The sequence below is a fragment of the Streptomyces sp. TLI_185 genome, assembly GCF_003814765.1.
Lineage (GTDB): Bacteria > Actinomycetota > Actinomycetes > Streptomycetales > Streptomycetaceae > Streptomyces.
This window is the reverse complement of sequence record NZ_RKRB01000001.1, coordinates 4,699,357-4,715,239: the sequence shown is the minus strand read 5'-3', so window position 1 is coordinate 4,715,239 and position 15,883 is coordinate 4,699,357. Positions and strand designations below refer to the sequence as shown.

Sequence of the window (15,883 nt, the reverse complement as noted above, 5' to 3'; positions counted from 1 at the left end):
CATAGGGGCGCGGGGAACGGCGCGAGCAACCACACACAACCCGCAGTCGCGAACCTACCGATCCCGCCCACACGCATAGGCAAGCGGCGAAATCAATTCCTCCGCATCCGGCAGCCACCGATTGGCGGGCGTGGGCCGGCAGGCCCACTGCACGGCACCACGGGCCCCGTACCGCGTAGGCGGCGCAGCCACATACGCGCCCTCCCCGAGCGCAACGAGATCCAGCGACGAGGGCGACCAGCCCAACTTCCGCACCAGCTCGGGCATCTTCACCGCCGCACCGGGCAGCACGAAGAAGTGCATCCGGCGATCCGGCGTCAACGTCACAGGACCGAGCGTCAACTCCATGCGCTCCATGCGCGCCAGCGCCAGGAACCCCGCGGTCTCGGCGACCTCGATCGCGTCGAACGTGCGCCCCGTCGGCAGCAGGATCGACGCCGTCGGGTGCTTCTGCCACATCCGGCGGGCGACGGTCGCACTGCCCGTCGCCAGCGCCTCCCAGTCCTCGCCCGCCGGATGCGCGCCGCGCGCGGCGCACGCGGGGTCGCCGCAGGAGCAGTGCCACACCCCGTCGACGGCTTCCAGCCAGGTGCCGGGGAAGACGTCCCAGTGGCGCTCCTCGGCGTAGCGGACGGCGGTCTCCTGCAGCGATTCCCCACGCTGCTTCGGAATCTGAGCGGCTTCGGGGCCGGCGATCGTCTCTTCCACGGTGAACTCAACTCCCGTACCTACCTGGAGTTACGGGGGTAGCGCGCGCGGGGGAGGAGCATTGATTCCGTATCTGGGGCGCATGGATGCACGTGTGGGGGCGCGCGGGAGGAACCTCGGCGTGAGCTGGGTAGCCACGTCTGGGGTCGGCTTACGCCATTACCCCGGCAATCCGCGCAAGCCTCGCATTTTAGGTCTGTCGGCGGGGCATTGATCTTCACGGCCGGATCTTTTCGCTTCAGGGAATTGTTCCCAGGGGGTACGCCATGGCCGCAAGGCCTCTCGTCGCGCGACAGCCGAACGAACGGTTGCAGGCGCTCATCCAGGAGGCGGGGTGCTCGAACGCCGGGCTCGCCCGTCGGGTCAACATGTGCGGCGCCGAGCACGGCCTCGACCTGCGCTACGACAAGACGTCCGTGGCCCGCTGGCTGCGCGGGCAGCAGCCGCGCGGACGCGCCCCGGCGATCATCGCGGAGGCGCTGGGCCGCAAGCTCGGCCGCACGGTCACGATCGACGAGATCGGCATGGCCAACGGCAAGAACCTCGCCTCGGGTGTCGGTCTCCAGTTCTCGCCGACGGTACTGGGGGCCATCGAGCAGGTCTGCGAGCTGTGGCGCAGTGACGTCGGGCGCCGGGACTTCCTGTCCGGCTCGTCCGTCGCCGCGTCCGCCTTGGTCGAGCCGAGCCGGGACTGGCTGATCTCCTCGCCCGACTCGCAGGTGTCGCGCTCGGCGGGACCGCGGGTGGGGCAGTCCGACGTGGCGGCCGTGCGCGCCATGACGCAGGCGCTGGTGGATCTGGACCATCAGTACGGCAGCGGGCATGTGCGGCCGGTCGTCGTGCACTACCTCAACAGCGTCGTCTCGGGGCTGCTGGCGGGGTCGTACCGGGAGGCCGTCGGCCGTGACCTGTTCGCCGCGGTGGCCCGACTGACCGAGCTCGCGGGCTACATGGCCGTCGACACCGGCCAACCGGGCCTGGCCCAGCGGTACTACATCCAGGCGCTGCGGCTCGCGCAGGCGGCGGGCGACCGCGGCTACGGCGGGTACGTCCTCGCCGCCTCCATGAGCCACCTCGCCGCGCAGCTCGGAAACCCGCGTGAGATCGCGCAGTTGGCGCGGGCGGCGCAGGAGGGGGCGCGTGGGCGCGTGACACCGCGCGCGGAGGCGATGTTCTACGCGGCGGAGGCGCGCGGGCACGCGTTGATGGGCGACGCGCGGGCGGCCCAGGTGGCGTCCGGGCGGGCGGTCACGGCGCTGGAGTCCGCCGATTCCGCCTCCGGGGACGACCCGGCGTGGATCACCCACTTCGACGAGGCGTATCTGGCCGACGAGTTGGCGCACTGCCACCGCGACCTCGGGCAGGCCGAGGCGGCGTCGCGGCGCGCGCAGGAGTCCCTGTCCGGGCTCCCCGAGACCAAGGCGCGCAGGCGGGCCATCGGCTACGTGCTGCTGGCCACCGCGCAGGTGCAGCAGCGTGAGATCGAGCAGGCCTGCAACACGGGGCTGAAGGCCGTGGAGCTCCTGGAGTCCCTGCGTTCCAACCGGGGCGCCGAGTACCTGGAGGACTTCCAGCAGCGGCTGGATCCGTACCGGGACGAGCCGGTGGTGCGTGAGTTCGGGGCGCGGCTCGACTTGCAGGCGGCTGCGTGAACCTGCGGGAAACGGCCGGTTGCCGGGCGGGGCGGTCGAATTGGGTGACAGATACAGCGGTCTGTAGAGCGGTTTTGTTACTGCTGTCACAGGGAAGGAGGTTGCGCCCAGAGCTGCGTGGCACCCGGCTCGGGGGACCCGGTAGCGTGAGCCGACGATTCCGAAGGTCCCCCATTCGTAGGAGTCCCGGTGACGCAGAGTGGACAGGGCGAGGAGCCCTCGCCGCGCGAAGCGCGCGAAGGCATCGTGCTGCCCTCCGACGGCGGCGAGCCCCTGCTGCCGGGCATGCTGGGCGCACAGGGCCAGAACGGCCCGCGGTCCGGCCCCTACGCCGGACCGCCTCCCGGTAACTCCGCCGGGCAGCAGGCCGGCCCGTACAACGGCCCGCAGACGGGCTCGTACGGCGGTCAGCAGCCGGGCCCCTACGGCGGCCAGGGCGGCCAGCAGAGCGGCCCGTACGGCGGCCAGCAGGCCCCGGGCGCGGCCCCGCCCGGCGGTCAGGCCTGGGGCACGCCGTGGGGTCCCGAGCAGCAGCAGAGCCCGGCCCCGTCGCCGGGCCAGGGCTGGCCGACGCCGCCGGCCCAGGCGTGGGGAGCACCCGACCAGCAGCAGTCGCCGCCCCCTGACCAGTGGGGTGCGCCCACGTCCGGAGCGCTGCCCCCTGAGGGCACCCCGGCCCCGTCGTACGGCGGGCAGCCCGCGATCTCGCAGCCCCCGGCGAACGCACCCCTGCCGCCCACCGGGCAGGGAGGATCGGCCGCGCCGCTCCCACCCGCCGCCCCCGGCGGCTACGGCTCTGCTGCCGCGCAGGGCGCGGACGCGTACGGTGCCTCGGCATCGGGGGCTGCGTCGCACGGTGGCCCGGCCGCGCCGCTGCCTCCCGCCGCCCCGGGCGGCTACGGCTCTCCCGCCGTTCCCGTGGGCCTCGGTGCTGCTCCTCTTCCACCCGCTGTCGACGAGGGAGCGACTCAGTACATACCGCCCGTCGCTGCCGTTTCCGATACTGAAGGGGCGACGCAGTACATTCCGCCCGTTGCGCCGGGGGCGTTGCCGCCCGAGGTGGGCAGGGGCGGATCGGTCTCGGAGGCGACGCAGTTCCTGGGGCGTGCGCCGCAGGCTGACGGGCCCGACTCCCAGGCCACCCAGTACATACCGCCCGTGACCGGGCAGGCGCCGTACGGCATGCCGCAGGGCGGGGACCGGCAGCCGCCTGCCGAGTTCGACAGCCTGTTCCGCAGCGGGCCGGGCAGCGAGAGCCCCGCTCAGGCCACGCAGCAGATGCCGCGTTTCCAGCAGCCGCCCCCGCAGGCCCCGCAGGGCGCGTACCCCCCGCCCGGCGACGAGGATCATGGCGGCCGATGGGGGTCCCCCCGCTCGAGCGAAGTCGAGAGTGGGGGAAGGTCGCGGGTGCCGCTCATCGCCGCGATCGGTGTCGGCATCGTGGTGCTCGGCATCGGCGCCGGCGCGCTGCTCAACGGTGGCGGCGGCGACAGCAAGGACAAGAACCAGCCCGTCTCCGCCACGGCCCCGGCGACCGACGGCTCCGCCTCGTCGGCCGGGGATCCGGCGAAGCAGCAGGCCGTCGCCCTGGACAAGCTGCTCGCCGACAGCGGTGACAGCCGGGCCTCGGTGATCCGGGCGGTGGCCGCTGTGAAGGGGTGCAAGGACCTCGGCCAGGCCGCCTCCGACCTGCGCGGCGCGGCCAAGCAGCGCACCGAGCTGGTCACCCGGCTGTCCGGCCTGTCCGTCGACAAGCTCCCGAACCACGCCGCGCTCGCCGCCGCACTCACCAGGGCCTGGCAGGCGTCCGCGGCGGCCGACAACCACTACGCGGCCTGGGCCGACCAGGTCGGCGGCAAGAAGGGCTGCAAGAAGGGCCAGGCCCGCCCCACCGGCCAGACCGCGGCCGGCAACCGCGAGAGCGGCACCGCCAGCCAGCAGAAGGTCAAGGCGGCCCAGCTGTGGAACGCCATCGCGAGGACGTACGGCCTGACCCAGCGCCAGCCGACCCAGCTGTGACGTGCACGCGCGGACGTGAGCCTCAGTTCACGTCCGCGCTCTGAAGCGTCTTCGTCACGTCCACGAACCCCTTCTCCGCCGCCACGAGTTGGCCCTGACGCACGACCTGGAGCGTCACGTCGGCGTTGACCAGGCGGGAGAAGCCGATGGCGGCCAGCGGGCTCTCGGAGGACCACTGCAGCGCCGGCGTCAGTCCGCCCGTGTCGACCTTCAGCCCGTCGTCGAGTGCCTTGCGCACCGTGTCGGCGGACACGTCGCCGCTGCCCAGCGACGCGACGACGGACCTGAACACCGTGTATGCGATCCACGTCGTCTGCACCCCGGTGTCCGAGGCGTCGATGCGGTTGTCGCCGAAGGCCTGCTCCTTGATCACCTTCTTCATGGCGTCCCAGCGCGGGTCGCTCGACACCGGGTACCAGCCGGTGACGTACGACCCCTCGTACGGTCCCGACTGCCCGCCGGACTCGTTGATCACCGTCTGGTCGACGCTGTCGAGCGTGGCGGCGGTCTTCACCGCCGGGAAGTCCTCGCGGTCGCGCCGGAAGGAGTCCATGAAGGTGTCGGTGCGGTCCCCGAGCGCGGGGATCACGCACCCCTTCTTCCCCTGGTTCCCGGTCGTGGCCGTCAGCGCCTGCTGCGAGGGCCCCGAGTACTCGGTGGTGTCGTCGGCGGCCCGCTGGTCGATCGCGGGGCGGTGCCCGCCCGTCTTCAGGCCGGAGTCGAGCATGGCGGGCAGTTCGTCGCCCGCGATGCTGTCGGGCCGTATGAGCGCCACCGGGCCGCAGCTGCCGGCGAGTTCCCTGCCCAGGCCGGCCAGCAGGGCGGGCTGGCCCCCGTTGACCGGGTAGGACATGGGGCTGGTGAACTCGGCGGTCGTGACGCCGTAGCCGCCGATGTAGGGGATGCCGGAGCCCTCCAGCTCGGGGAGGTAGGAGTCGCCGTACTGGCTGTAGGAGCCGACGACCGCGACGACGTTCTCCTTGACGGCGAGGCGGGCGCACTTCGCGGCGGCCACGCTGTCGTTGTGCTCGTTGCAGGTCAGGACCTTCAGCTTGCGGCCGTTGATGCCGCCGTGGGCGTTGATCCAGCGGGCGTAGGCCTGCGCGAAGGCCGGCATGCCGGGCTTGTTGGTCGCGTTGGTGTCCGAGGGGGCCCAGGTCATGACGGTGATCGGGGCATCCCCGGAACCCCCCGTGGTACCGGGGATGGCCCCGCAACCGGCGGCGAGCGCGGCACACGCGACCAGCGCCCCCGCCGAGAGGGCGGTGGCTCTGAGAGGCCGGGTGCGTGTGGGGAGGAAGGTGCTGCGATTGCGTCGCCTGCCGGTCATGGGCACACACGTTTCCGCCACACTGCCAACCCGGGGATGACCCTCGGTTATGGATTGGTGACGTCAAGGTGAATTACAGGGGCCGGTGGGACGCCTGAGCAGGAGAACGTACGATCGATGACCGTGCAAGGTTCGGAGAACTCTTCCCGTCGCGGCCGTCGCTCCTCCACCATGGGCGGCATGCCACTGAACGACATGCCGTGGTGGCGCTGGCGCAGCAATGTGCGCTCCGCGCTGCACATGCTCTCCGACCCGGCGTTCCAGCAGAACGTCTGGTTGGCCGGCGTCGACGGATACGGGGACGTGACCGACGCCGTGTACCGCCTGGTCGAGGACACCTGGCTGGACAACTGGTCCGCCGAGAAGTACGTCGGCACGATATTCCGGGACTCCCAGGAGGCGGCCCTCGTCGACACCGCCGTCCTCCGGGTGCTGCGGATCATGCACCAGGTCGGGCCCGACGCCCCGGTCTCGGCGTACGTCGAGAACCAGGCCTGGCCTGAGGCGGTCCGGGCGGCCCGGGACGCCCACGTCCGGATGGCGACAGCCGACGGGGAGGACCCGGACGCGCCGCCGCGCACGCTCGAGGTTCTGCGGATCATGACGAGGTCCGCGTAGCGGACTCCGCTCCGTACCGGGGCTCACTTATGGGACCCTGTCCTGCATGAACGAGCAGTCCACCCGAGCCGCGGCGCCCGACGACCAGTACGTCCTCACGCTCTCCTGCCCCGACAAGCAGGGCATCGTGCACGCCGTGTCGAGCTATCTCTTCATGACCGGCTGCAACATCGAGGACAGCCAGCAGTTCGGCGACCACGACACGGGTCTGTTCTTCATGCGCGTCCACTTCTCCGCCGAGGTACCGGTGACGCTGGACAAGCTGCGGGCGAGCTTCGCGGCGATCGGTGACTCCTTCCACATGGACTGGCAGATCAACCGGGCCGACGAGAAGATGCGCATCGTCCTGATGGTCAGCAAGTTCGGGCACTGCCTGAACGACCTGCTGTTCCGGGCGCGGATCGGTGCGCTGCCGGTGGAGATCGCGGCGGTGGTGTCCAACCACACGGACTTCGCCGAGCTGGTCGGCTCGTACAACATTCCTTTCCACCACATTCCGGTGACGAAGGACACCAAGGCGGAGGCCGAGGCCCGGCTGCTGGAGATCGTCCGCGAGGAGGATGTCGAGTTGGTCGTGCTCGCCCGCTATATGCAGGTCCTCTCCGACGATCTGTGCAAGCAGCTCAGCGGGCGGATCATCAACATCCACCATTCCTTCCTGCCGAGCTTCAAGGGTGCGAAGCCGTATCACCAGGCTCACACCAGGGGCGTCAAGCTGATCGGTGCGACGGCTCACTATGTGACGGCTGATCTGGACGAGGGGCCGATCATCGAGCAGGAGGTCGAGCGGGTGCGGCATGACGTCACGCCGGATCAGCTGGTGGCGGTCGGGCGGGATGTGGAGTGCCAGGCGCTGGCGCGGGCCGTGAAGTGGCATGCCGAGCGGCGCATCTTGCTCAACGGGCGTCGGACGGTTGTGTTCGCCTAGTAGCTCGGGGGCTTCTGCCGTCGGGCGGGTGCGGGTTGTTTGTGGTTGCTCGCGCAGTTCCCCGCGCCCCTTTGGAGGCGCCCGCGGTCGCCGACGAACCCGTAACCCGCCCCTACATCCGGCTCAATGACGCCGCCGCGAACAGCACATCCTTGATGGCCTCCCGGTCACCGACCTGACCCACCGCCGCCTCCGCCGGAGGCACATGCCCTGCTGCCAGGCGGCAGAACTCCGGGCCGTCCAGGGCGATGTGGGCCACCTCGTGCTCGGCGGAGCCCAACGCTGCGGGGGAGTCCAGCGGGATCAGCCACTCGCCGCCGCCCAGCCCCTCGATCTCCAGGCGCAGGCTGCGGCCGGGCTCGCCGGCGACGCCCAGGTGGCGGCCGTGGGCGGGTGACGCGAGGCCCGTCCGGCGCCGCTGAGCCAGCGCGGCGGGAAGGACGCGGGCCGCGAGGTCGATCATGCGGTGCATATGGCGTGGGGCGGGCGGCTCGTACGGGTAGTCGACGGCGTCGGCGATGTCCTCGGCGTGAACCCAGCACTCGAAGGCCCGGTCCAGCATCGCGTCCCGCAGCGGCAGCTCGAAGTCGCCGTAGGAGACGGCCGGCCGGGCCGGTCCCGAGTCGCTGGTGAAGGACACCGTGCGGACGAGGTCGTGGGTCTGTTCGCGCCAGGGGGACCGTACGGAACGGTTGGGCGGGAAGTGCGAGGTGCGCCAGTACGCCTCGGTGCGGGCCCGGGGTGTGGGGCCCGCCGCGGCCAGGTCACCGAGCGGGTCGTCCAGGCCCAGGGCGACCGCGACCAGCCCGTCGACCGACAGCAGGTGGGCGATGACCCCGGCGACCGTCGTACGACGGGTCATCGGGCCCTCGTCCTCGAACCAGCGCAGCCGCACGGGCGCGTGCCACTCGGCGTCCCCGATGTCCTGCAGCAGGGCGTCGAGCCGGGCGGCCTCGGCGTCGTACGGAGCCGCCCAGCCGGGCACCGGGATGCGGGGCGGGCGCCGGTCGAGGCAGCCGTCCAGGACGCGGGTGCGCAGGCCCGGGTCCAGGTCGAGGCTCTCCGGCTGGTGCAGCAGACCGACCGCCTCGCGCAGCCGCAGCGCCTCGTCGGCGCAGGAGCCGCAGTCGCCCAGGTGCTCCTCGACGGCCGCCGTCTCGTCCGGTGCGCAGGCGGCCAGCGCCCATGCGCCGAGCAGCGACTTCAGAACGCGGTGCTCCAGGACCAGCGGGGCGGGCTGCGACGCCGCCTGTGCCAGGTCGTCCAGCGTGGGCAGCGGCCGTCCGCCGTCCTCGACGGAGGTGCGGGGCATCGGTATGCGGGGCGGCTGGTCGGGGCCCTGGCCGGTGTCGTTGCCGTTGTCGTTCGCGGGTCCGCCCGGGATGCCGTACCCCTCCTGCTGCTCGGCCTTGTCCTGCTCGTCGCGTTTGTCGTTCTTGTCCTCGAAGCCGCCCTTGCCCGCCGGGCCGTTCTTGCCGTCGGGGTCGTCCTCGCCGTCGAATCCCCCGTGCTCGAAGCGGTCCGCGCTGCCTGCGTCGTTCACACGGCACCCCCGTAACCGGGCGGTGCCCCGGGCGCGGCGGCGTCGTGGGCGGTGGACAGGAGCTGCAGGCCCAGGCGCAGCCGGCGGCGGGCCTCGTCCTCGGTGACGCCGAGGTCGGCGGCGGTCTGGCGGTAGTCGCGGCGCTGGAAGTAGGCCAGGTCCAGGGCGGCGCGCAGCGGGGCGGGCATGGACGTGACGATGTAGTCGGCGCGGGCGGCGACCGAGGCGCGGCGCACCTTGCGCTCCAGGTCCTCGGCGGAGCCGCCGGAGCCCTGGGCCAGGGCGGCGGTCTCGGTGGCACGCAGCCGCTGCACGGCGAGGCGGTGGGTCAGCGTGGCGACCCAGGAGCGCAGCGGGCCCTGCTTGGGGTCGTACGCCTCGGGGTGTTCCCAGACGTGGGCGAAGACGTCGCGGGTGATGCCGTCGGCCGCGCGCTCGTCCCCGAGGACGCGGTGGGCCAGGCCGTGCACGAGGGAGGCGAACCGGTCGTAGAGCTCGCCGAGGGCGGCCGCCTCACCGCGCGCAAGTCGCTGCTGCATCTTGCGGTCCCAGCGGGGCGGTGCGTCCTTCTTCGTCATACGGCCCCCTCACCCCTGCCCGTTCGTCGGCCCGGCCTGCGTCCATCGTCTCCTCGAATGTAGTCGGCACCTACGACAGTGCACGTCGCTTTGTCGCAATGTGTGCAGCCAGCGTTCTGTGCCTGCCTACCCGCTCGACCTTCGATCAGACCTGATCGAACAGGATCGAAGTCGATTAAAACAAGCCTCTTCCGATCGGTTTCCGTTTTTCGCGTCGTGTTTCAGGGAACGGCCGCTGGGCAGCCGCGCTGCAAGGAAGCGTAGGAACGGCTTCCGTTTTGCGGGGAATCCGGCGAGCGAAGGGCATGGTGGTGGCGTTCTATGTGACCGGCGGCGAGCAGGGCGACTGGACCGTGCTCCGTGTGTCGGGCGAGCTGGACCTGGTGACGTCGCCGGTGCTGCGTCAGCGGGTGCACGACGTGGTGGCCGACGGCCGCCACGGCCTCGTCCTCGACCTCTCCGAGGTCTTCTTCTGCGACTCCAGCGGCGTCGGCGTGCTCATCGCCGCCCGTCGCCTCATCCGCTCCTGCCAGGGCACCCTGCGCCTGATACTTCCGGCACAGGGTGCGGTCGAGGGCTCGCACGTCAACCGCGTCCTGGGCGCCCTGGGCGTGCGCCGATTGTTCGACGTGTACGCCGACGTGGCGTCGGCAGTCGCGGAAGAGGCCGATCCGCTGTCCGCCTGACCTGCTTTCTGCCGGGGGTGCGGGGGCCCGCGGCGGAGCCGCTGATGTCACAGCCCCGGAACAATGCAGTACAGCTCACCTTTGTGTGCCACACAGTTGTCCCGAAATTCCCCCGGTCTTGGCACAACCGCCGCTTTCCCGCGCCCGGACGGCTTCCCGCGTCGTACGCTCCGACGAGAAGCACCCGAGATGACGTAAGGCGGCCCGAAAGACATGGTCAGCAGCGAGTACGAGCGCAGGATCGCCGCCCGGTTCGCCACCTTCGACCAGGACGGCAACGGCTACATCGACCGCGAGGACTTCAGCGGGGCGGCCAAGGCGCTGCTCACCGAGTTCGCCGTCGCGGCCCGCTCCGACAAGGGCCAGGCGCTGTACGGCGGAGCCGAGGCGTTCTGGCAGGGCATGGCCGGCATGGCGGACCGGGACGGCGACCAGCGCATCAACCGCGAGGAGTTCGTGGACGGCGCGGTCAAGCGCCTGCGCGACAACCCCGAGCGGTTCGCCGAGATCGCCCGCCCCTTCCTGCACGCGGCCCTCGACATCGCCGACACCGACGGCGACGGGGCGGCCAGCGTCGAGGACACCGTGCGCGTGCTGAGGATCCTGGGGGTCGACGAGGACATCGTCCACAGCGTCGCCGCCACGCTCGACACCGACGGCGACGGCAAGGTCGGCGAGGCGGAGATCGTCCCGGCGTTCGCCCGCTACTTCACGGTGCCTGAGTAGGGCCCTGCCCCTGGTGGACGGCGCCCTGCGCGTACCGCTCCCGCAGCTTGTACTTGAGCACCTTCCGCAGCGTCTCGCCCCGCGGAAGGGCGTCCACCACCTCCAGCTGCTCGGGCAGCTTGTGCACCGACAGCCCTTCCGCGCGCAGGTACGACGTCACGGCATCCAGGGTCAACTCCTCGGCGCCCTCCGGCTGTTCCACCACCGCGCACACCCGCTCCCCGCGCTCGGCGTCCGGCAGCCCGATCACCGCGGCGTCGCCGACGGCCGGGTGGGCGGCCAGCAGATCCTCGATCTCCTTCGCCGAGATGTTCTCGCCCTTGCGGATGATCACGTCCTTGAGCCGCCCGGTGAGGACGAGATGACCGCTGTCCGTCACGAACCCCAGGTCACCGGTGCGCAGAAACCCCTCCTCGTCGAAGGCCTCCGCGGTCTGCGCCGGATCCAGATACCCCTGGCAGACGGCCTCCCCGCGCAGCCGCACCTCCCCGTCCACGATCCGTATCTCCATCCCCTCCGGCGGCCGTCCCTCCGTGGTCGCCAGGTTCTCCACGGTGTCGTCCGGCGCCCCCATGGTGATCATCGGCACCTCGGTCATGCCGTACCCGTGGGTGAGCTGCACCCCCATCTCCCGTACGACGGCGTGGTACACCTCCGGCGGCTTCGGCGCCCCGCCGCCCGCGAGCAGCCGTAGCGAGGGAATCACCTTCCGGCCGGGCTGCTTGCGCTGCTCGGCCAGGAACATCGAGTAGAACGCCGTCGATCCGCCCGCCACCGTCACCCCGTGCCTGCGGTATCCCTCCAGCGCGCCCGGCAGCGCGAACTGCTCGAACATCACCGCCGGGAAGCCGTACAGGAGGAGCATCACCGTGTAGTCGGGCCCGGCTATATGTGCGTACGGGAAGGCCATCGAGCCCACGTCGTCCGCCGACAGCCGCAGCGCGTGCGCGAGACACGACCCGCCCGCGATCAGCGAACGGTCCGTGTGCAGCACGCCCTTGGGGTCGGAGGTCGTACCCGAGGTCCAGTAGATCCAGCGCACGGAGGTGCCGTCGGAGGGCGGCGGGGGCAGCACCCGCGGATCACCGTCCGGCAGCACGTCGTACGCCTCGAAGACCCCCTTCGCACCGAGCCGCCGCGCCATCCCGGTGTGGTCGAAACCCCGCCACTCACCGGGTACGGCGAAGAACTCGGCCTTGGACTCCCGCAGCGCGAAGCCGACCTCGCGGTCCCGGTAGAAGGGGATGACCGGAGTCTGTACGGCACCCAGGCGGGCCAGGGCGAAGGACAGCAGCGCCGTCTCGATCCGGGTGGGCAGCTGCCAGGCGACCACCGTGCCGGGACGTACGCCCATGTCGTACAGACCGGCCGCGACGCGCTCGGCACGTGCGCGCAGCTCGCCGAAACTCAGGGAGCGGTCGTCCTGGAGGAGGACCGGCCGTTCGGGGGTGAGGTCGGCGCGGCGGGCGACCAGGTCCCAGAGGGTGCGGGATGCGCTCAGTGCATGGGCGGTGTCGTTCACGGCGGCCCCCTCGTGGAGCGGACACGGAGCTGATACCGAACTGACGGGCAGTCAGATCGTGCGCAGAGCGTAGGGCTCGGCGCCTTGTCGGTCCAGAGGGGCGGGGCTAGCCTGCTCGGTGAAGCGGATCTGACGGTCCATCAGATACTGGCGGATTACCGAGTGGGGAACCCATGACCGAACTACCCCGCATCATCAGCGTCGACGACCACGTGATCGAACCCGCACACCTCTTCGACACCTGGCTGCCTCAGAAGTACCGCGACCGGGGCCCGCAGGCCCTGACTGCCGGGATCGGCGAGCTCGCCTACGTCGGCGGCAAGTACCGGATCACGATGGACCCGGAGGGCCAGCCGACCGACTGGTGGATCTACGAGGACCTGAAGTTCCCGTACAAGCGCAATATCGCCGCCGTCGGCTTCGACCGCGACGAGATGACCCTGGAGGGGATCACCAGGGAGGAGATGCGGCGCGGCTGCTGGGACCCGAAGGCCCGGCTGGAGGACATGGACCTCAACCACGTCGAGGCCAGCCTCTGCTTCCCGTCGTTCCCGCGCTTCTGCGGGCAGACCTTCGCCGAGGCACACGACAAGGAGGTCGCGCTGGCCTGTGTGCGCGCCTACAACGACTGGATGGTCGAGGAGTGGTGCGGCGACAGCGGCGGCCGGCTCATCCCGCTCTGCCTGATCCCGCTGTGGGACGTGGAGCTGGCGGTCGCGGAGATCCGGCGCAACGCCTCGCGCGGGGTGAAGGCGGTGACCTTCTCCGAGATCCCCACCTACCTCGGCCTGCCCTCCATCCACTCCGGCTACTGGGACCCCTTCTTCGCGGTCTGCCAGGAGACCGGGACGGTCGTCAACATGCACATCGGCAGCAGCTCCCAGATGCCGGCCGCCTCCCCAGACGCGCCCCCCGCCGTACAGGCGTCACTGAGCTTCAACAACGCCATGGCCTCGATGATGGACTACCTGTTCAGCGGGGTGCTGGTGAAGTTCCCCACCCTCAAACTCGCCTACTCCGAGGGCCAGATGGGCTGGATCCCGTACGCCCTGGAACGCGCCGACGACGTCTGGGAGGAGCACCGCGCCTGGGGCGGGGTGCGCGACCTGATCCCGGAGCCTCCGTCGACGTACTACTACCGGCAGATGTTCTGCTGCTTCTTCCGCGACAAGCACGGGGTCGCCTCGCTGGACGTGGTGGGCCGCGACAACGCCACCTTCGAGACCGACTACCCGCACGTCGACTCGACCTTCCCGCACACCAAGGAGGTCGCCCTCGACCATGTGAAGGGCCTCGACGACGAGACGGTCCACAAGCTGATGCGGGGCAATGCGATCCGCATGCTGGGCCTGGACCTCGACCGCTGATGGACCTGTCGTACACGCCCGAGGAGGAGGAGTTCCGGGCGCGGCTGCGGGAGTGGCTCGGCAAGGTGCTGCCGACACTGCCGCCGAAGCCCTCCCCGGAGGACTGGCCGGGCCGCAGGGCGTACGACCTCGGCTGGCAGCGGATGCTGTACGACGCCGGGTACGCGGACGTCCACTGGGACGCGTCCCCGACCGTCCGGCTGATCTTCCTGGAGGAGACGGAGCTGGCGGGTGCCCCCTACGTGGGCGCGAACTTCGTCGGGCTGCTCCACGCCGGGCCGACGATCGCCGCCGAGGGGACCGACGAGCAGCGGGCGCGCTGGCTGCCGCCGATCCTGCGCGGCGAGGAGGTCTGGTGCCAGGGCTTCAGCGAACCGGACGCCGGCTCCGACCTCGCGGCACTGCGCACGCGCGCGCGTAGGGACGGCGACGAGTACGTGGTGAGCGGGTCCAAGATCTGGACCTCCCATGCCGAAGTGGCCGACTGGTGCGAGCTGTTGGTCCGTACGGATCCGGCGGCACCGAAGCATCGCGGGATCACCTGGCTGGCCATGCCCATGTCCTTGCCGGGCATCACCGTACGGCCGCTGCGGACCCTTGCCGGGTCGGCGGAGTTCGCGGAGGTGTTCCTCGACGAGGTGCGGGTGCCGGTGGCGAACCGGGTCGGGGAGGAGAACGACGGCTGGCGCGTGACCATGGTGACGCTGTCCTTCGAACGCGGCACGGCGTTCGTGGGTGAGGTGGTGGCCTGCCGGCGTGTGCTGGGCGAACTCGCTGCGGAGGCGAGGGCCAATGGCCGCTGGGACGATCCCGTGCTCCGGCGGCGGCTCGGGCGGCTGAACGCCGAGTTCCGGGGGCTGTGGCGGTTGACGCAGTGGAACGTGAGCGAGGCGGAGGCCTCCGGCGGGGTGCCGGGTGTTGGGGGTTCGGTTTTCAAGCTGAGGTATTCGCATGCGCGGCAGGAGCTCTACGACGCTGCCGCCGAGGTTCTGGGGCCGGACTCCCTGGGCCTGGAGCGGTCCTGGATGCTCGACCGGCTGTCGTCGTTGTCGTACACCATCGCGGCCGGTACTTCGCAGATCCAGCAGAACATCGTGGCCGAGCGGATTCTTGGGCTGCCGAAGGGGAGGTGAGCGGTGCGGTTTCAACTGACGGAGGAGCAGCGGGCGTTGCGCGGGGCCGTGCGAGCCGCGATTGGTCGTCGGGCGTCTAACGGTTCGTCGTGGCTGGTCGCGCCCCGCGGCGGAGCCGCTGATTCATACAGCCCCGCGCCCCTGACCGGCGTTACACAGCCCGGCGGTGCGCAGCTACGTCTCGATCGGGCTTTGTGGCAGGGCCTCGGAGAGCTTGGGTTCTTCTCGCTGCGGTTGCCGGAAGCGGACGGCGGAGTCGGACTCGGGTTGCCCGAAGCCGTGTTGGTGTTCGAGGAAGCCGGGCGGGCGTTGGTGCCCGGGCCGCTGGTGGCCACCCATCTTGCGGCCGGGGAGGTGCCCGGTGCGGCCACCGGGGAGACGGTCGTGGCCGCCGCCGACGGCAGGCTCGTGGAGTGGCTGGCGGAGGCGGATGTGGTGCGGCCGGGTGCAGAGGGGGCCGCACCCCTGAAGTCGGTGGATCCGCTGACGCCTCTGCATCGGGTGCCGGCACCCGCCCGCACCGATCCCGTCGCCGTCCTCCTCACCGCCGCCGAGCAGCTCGGCACGGCCACGCGTGTGTGCGAGCTGGCCGTGCAACACGCCCGGACGCGCGAGCAGTTCGGGCAGCCGATCGGGGCCTTCCAGGCGGTCAAGCACCTGTGCGCGCAGATGCTGGTGCGTGCCGAGGTGGCCCGCGCCGCGGTCTACGCGGCCGCCGTCACCGCCGACCGGACCGACATCGCGGCGGCCCGGCTGCTCGCCGACGAGGCCGCCGTGCGCGGCGCCCGCGACTGCCTCCAGGTGCACGGCGGCATGGGCTTCACCTGGGACTCCGAGGTGCATCTGCATCTGAAGCGGGCGTGGGTGCGGGCGCAACGTGGTGGTGGAGTCACGGAGAGTGAGGAGCTGCTTGCGGCCGATCTGGTGGCCTGAACGGCTCCGGCCTGGGATGTCGGGGAAGCCGCCCCCGCAGTTGTCGCGGATTGTGGCATACCGGAATTACGGAGCGTTGATATCGGGTTGTGTCCTATGCGTGACCCGTCACGTCCTGGAGTCGGCGTCCCGCTCCGGTA

At 71.1% G+C, this 15,883-nt stretch carries 14 protein-coding genes; 9 read left to right on the top strand and 5 right to left on the bottom strand.

The window, feature by feature from the left end:
• Positions 1–54: 54 nt before the first annotated feature.
• Positions 55–708 carry a bifunctional DNA primase/polymerase gene (locus EDD92_RS21580; protein WP_123965847.1) on the bottom strand — a complete coding sequence of 218 codons (654 nt, stop codon included), beginning with the start codon at positions 706–708 and terminating at the stop codon, positions 55–57.
• Between the two features lie 266 nt (positions 709–974).
• Between EDD92_RS21580 and EDD92_RS21575 the strand changes: the two genes are divergently transcribed.
• Positions 975–2,360, top strand: a complete 1,386-nt coding sequence (locus EDD92_RS21575) for a transcriptional regulator (protein ID WP_123965846.1) — start codon at positions 975–977, stop codon at positions 2,358–2,360.
• A gap of 189 nt (positions 2,361–2,549) precedes the next feature.
• Positions 2,550–4,379 (top strand): hypothetical protein, encoded by a 1,830-nt coding sequence (locus EDD92_RS21570; RefSeq protein WP_123965845.1) that lies wholly within the window; start codon positions 2,550–2,552, stop codon positions 4,377–4,379.
• 22 nt (positions 4,380–4,401) lie between these two features.
• On the opposite strand, the gene EDD92_RS21565 is transcribed toward EDD92_RS21570, so the two are convergent.
• A complete protein-coding gene (locus tag EDD92_RS21565; RefSeq protein ID WP_123965844.1) occupies positions 4,402–5,709 on the bottom strand; it encodes an ABC transporter substrate-binding protein in 1,308 nt (435 codons plus the stop codon).
• 117 nt (positions 5,710–5,826) lie between these two features.
• Here EDD92_RS21565 and EDD92_RS21560 point away from each other — a divergent pair, with 117 nt between their 5' ends.
• On the top strand, positions 5,827–6,327 hold the full coding sequence (locus EDD92_RS21560; RefSeq protein WP_115907499.1) for an SCO4402 family protein: 501 nt from the start codon (positions 5,827–5,829) through the stop codon (positions 6,325–6,327).
• A gap of 46 nt (positions 6,328–6,373) precedes the next feature.
• Entirely contained in the window at positions 6,374–7,255 is an 882-nt protein-coding gene (gene purU / locus EDD92_RS21555; RefSeq protein WP_123965843.1) for a formyltetrahydrofolate deformylase, read from the top strand.
• A 112-nt stretch (positions 7,256–7,367) separates the two neighbouring features.
• Here the strand turns inward: purU and EDD92_RS21550 are convergent, their stop codons facing one another.
• Both EDD92_RS21550 and EDD92_RS21545 read right to left on the bottom strand, forming a co-directional pair.
• Positions 7,368–8,639 carry a maleylpyruvate isomerase N-terminal domain-containing protein gene (locus EDD92_RS21550; protein WP_399185444.1) on the bottom strand — a complete coding sequence of 424 codons (1,272 nt, stop codon included), beginning with the start codon at positions 8,637–8,639 and terminating at the stop codon, positions 7,368–7,370.
• 155 nt (positions 8,640–8,794) lie between these two features.
• Positions 8,795–9,376, bottom strand: a complete 582-nt coding sequence (locus EDD92_RS21545) for a sigma-70 family RNA polymerase sigma factor (protein ID WP_123965841.1) — start codon at positions 9,374–9,376, stop codon at positions 8,795–8,797.
• Positions 9,377–9,681: 305 nt separating this feature from the next.
• Between EDD92_RS21545 and EDD92_RS21540 the strand changes: the two genes are divergently transcribed.
• Both EDD92_RS21540 and EDD92_RS21535 read left to right on the top strand, forming a co-directional pair.
• On the top strand, positions 9,682–10,062 hold the full coding sequence (locus EDD92_RS21540) for an STAS domain-containing protein (protein ID WP_030940995.1): 381 nt from the start codon (positions 9,682–9,684) through the stop codon (positions 10,060–10,062).
• Positions 10,063–10,275: 213 nt separating this feature from the next.
• Positions 10,276–10,788: an EF-hand domain-containing protein gene (locus tag EDD92_RS21535; protein WP_123965840.1), complete on the top strand. Its 513-nt coding sequence runs from the start codon at positions 10,276–10,278 to the stop codon at positions 10,786–10,788.
• On the opposite strand, the gene EDD92_RS21530 is transcribed toward EDD92_RS21535, so the two are convergent.
• Positions 10,772–12,310, bottom strand: coding sequence for a class I adenylate-forming enzyme family protein (locus tag EDD92_RS21530; protein WP_123965839.1), 1,539 nt, complete (start codon positions 12,308–12,310; stop codon positions 10,772–10,774). The genes EDD92_RS21535 and EDD92_RS21530 overlap by 17 nt on opposite strands.
• A gap of 173 nt (positions 12,311–12,483) precedes the next feature.
• Here EDD92_RS21530 and EDD92_RS21525 point away from each other — a divergent pair, with 173 nt between their 5' ends.
• The 3 genes from EDD92_RS21525 to EDD92_RS21515 are packed head-to-tail and all read left to right on the top strand — an operon-like array spanning position 12,484 to position 15,743.
• The gene (locus EDD92_RS21525; protein WP_123965838.1) at positions 12,484–13,677 is read left to right on the top strand and encodes an amidohydrolase family protein; all 1,194 of its coding nucleotides are present in this window, start codon (positions 12,484–12,486) and stop codon (positions 13,675–13,677) included.
• Entirely contained in the window at positions 13,677–14,810 is a 1,134-nt protein-coding gene (locus EDD92_RS21520) for an acyl-CoA dehydrogenase family protein (RefSeq protein WP_123965837.1), read from the top strand. The genes EDD92_RS21525 and EDD92_RS21520 overlap by 1 nt, the downstream gene beginning before the upstream one ends.
• Before the next feature lie 3 nt (positions 14,811–14,813).
• Complete coding sequence (locus EDD92_RS21515) at positions 14,814–15,743, top strand: acyl-CoA dehydrogenase (protein ID WP_123965836.1); 930 nt, start codon at positions 14,814–14,816, stop codon at positions 15,741–15,743.
• Positions 15,744–15,883: the final 140 nt, after the last annotated feature.

Bases quoted from the DNA above. Each gene is read 5' to 3' on its own strand.
- EDD92_RS21575 (WP_123965846.1), top strand. From the start codon at position 975: ATGGCCGCAAGGCCTCTCGTCGCGCGACAGCCGAACGAACGGTTGCAG.
- EDD92_RS21565 (WP_123965844.1), bottom strand. From the start codon at position 5,709: ATGACCGGCAGGCGACGCAATCGCAGCACCTTCCTCCCCACACGCACC.
- EDD92_RS21560 (WP_115907499.1), top strand. From the start codon at position 5,827: ATGACCGTGCAAGGTTCGGAGAACTCTTCCCGTCGCGGCCGTCGCTCC.
- purU (WP_123965843.1), top strand. From the start codon at position 6,374: ATGAACGAGCAGTCCACCCGAGCCGCGGCGCCCGACGACCAGTACGTC.
- EDD92_RS21545 (WP_123965841.1), bottom strand. From the start codon at position 9,376: ATGACGAAGAAGGACGCACCGCCCCGCTGGGACCGCAAGATGCAGCAG.
- EDD92_RS21540 (WP_030940995.1), top strand. From the start codon at position 9,682: ATGGTGGTGGCGTTCTATGTGACCGGCGGCGAGCAGGGCGACTGGACC.
- EDD92_RS21535 (WP_123965840.1), top strand. From the start codon at position 10,276: ATGGTCAGCAGCGAGTACGAGCGCAGGATCGCCGCCCGGTTCGCCACC.
- EDD92_RS21525 (WP_123965838.1), top strand. From the start codon at position 12,484: ATGACCGAACTACCCCGCATCATCAGCGTCGACGACCACGTGATCGAA.
- EDD92_RS21520 (WP_123965837.1), top strand. From the start codon at position 13,677: ATGGACCTGTCGTACACGCCCGAGGAGGAGGAGTTCCGGGCGCGGCTG.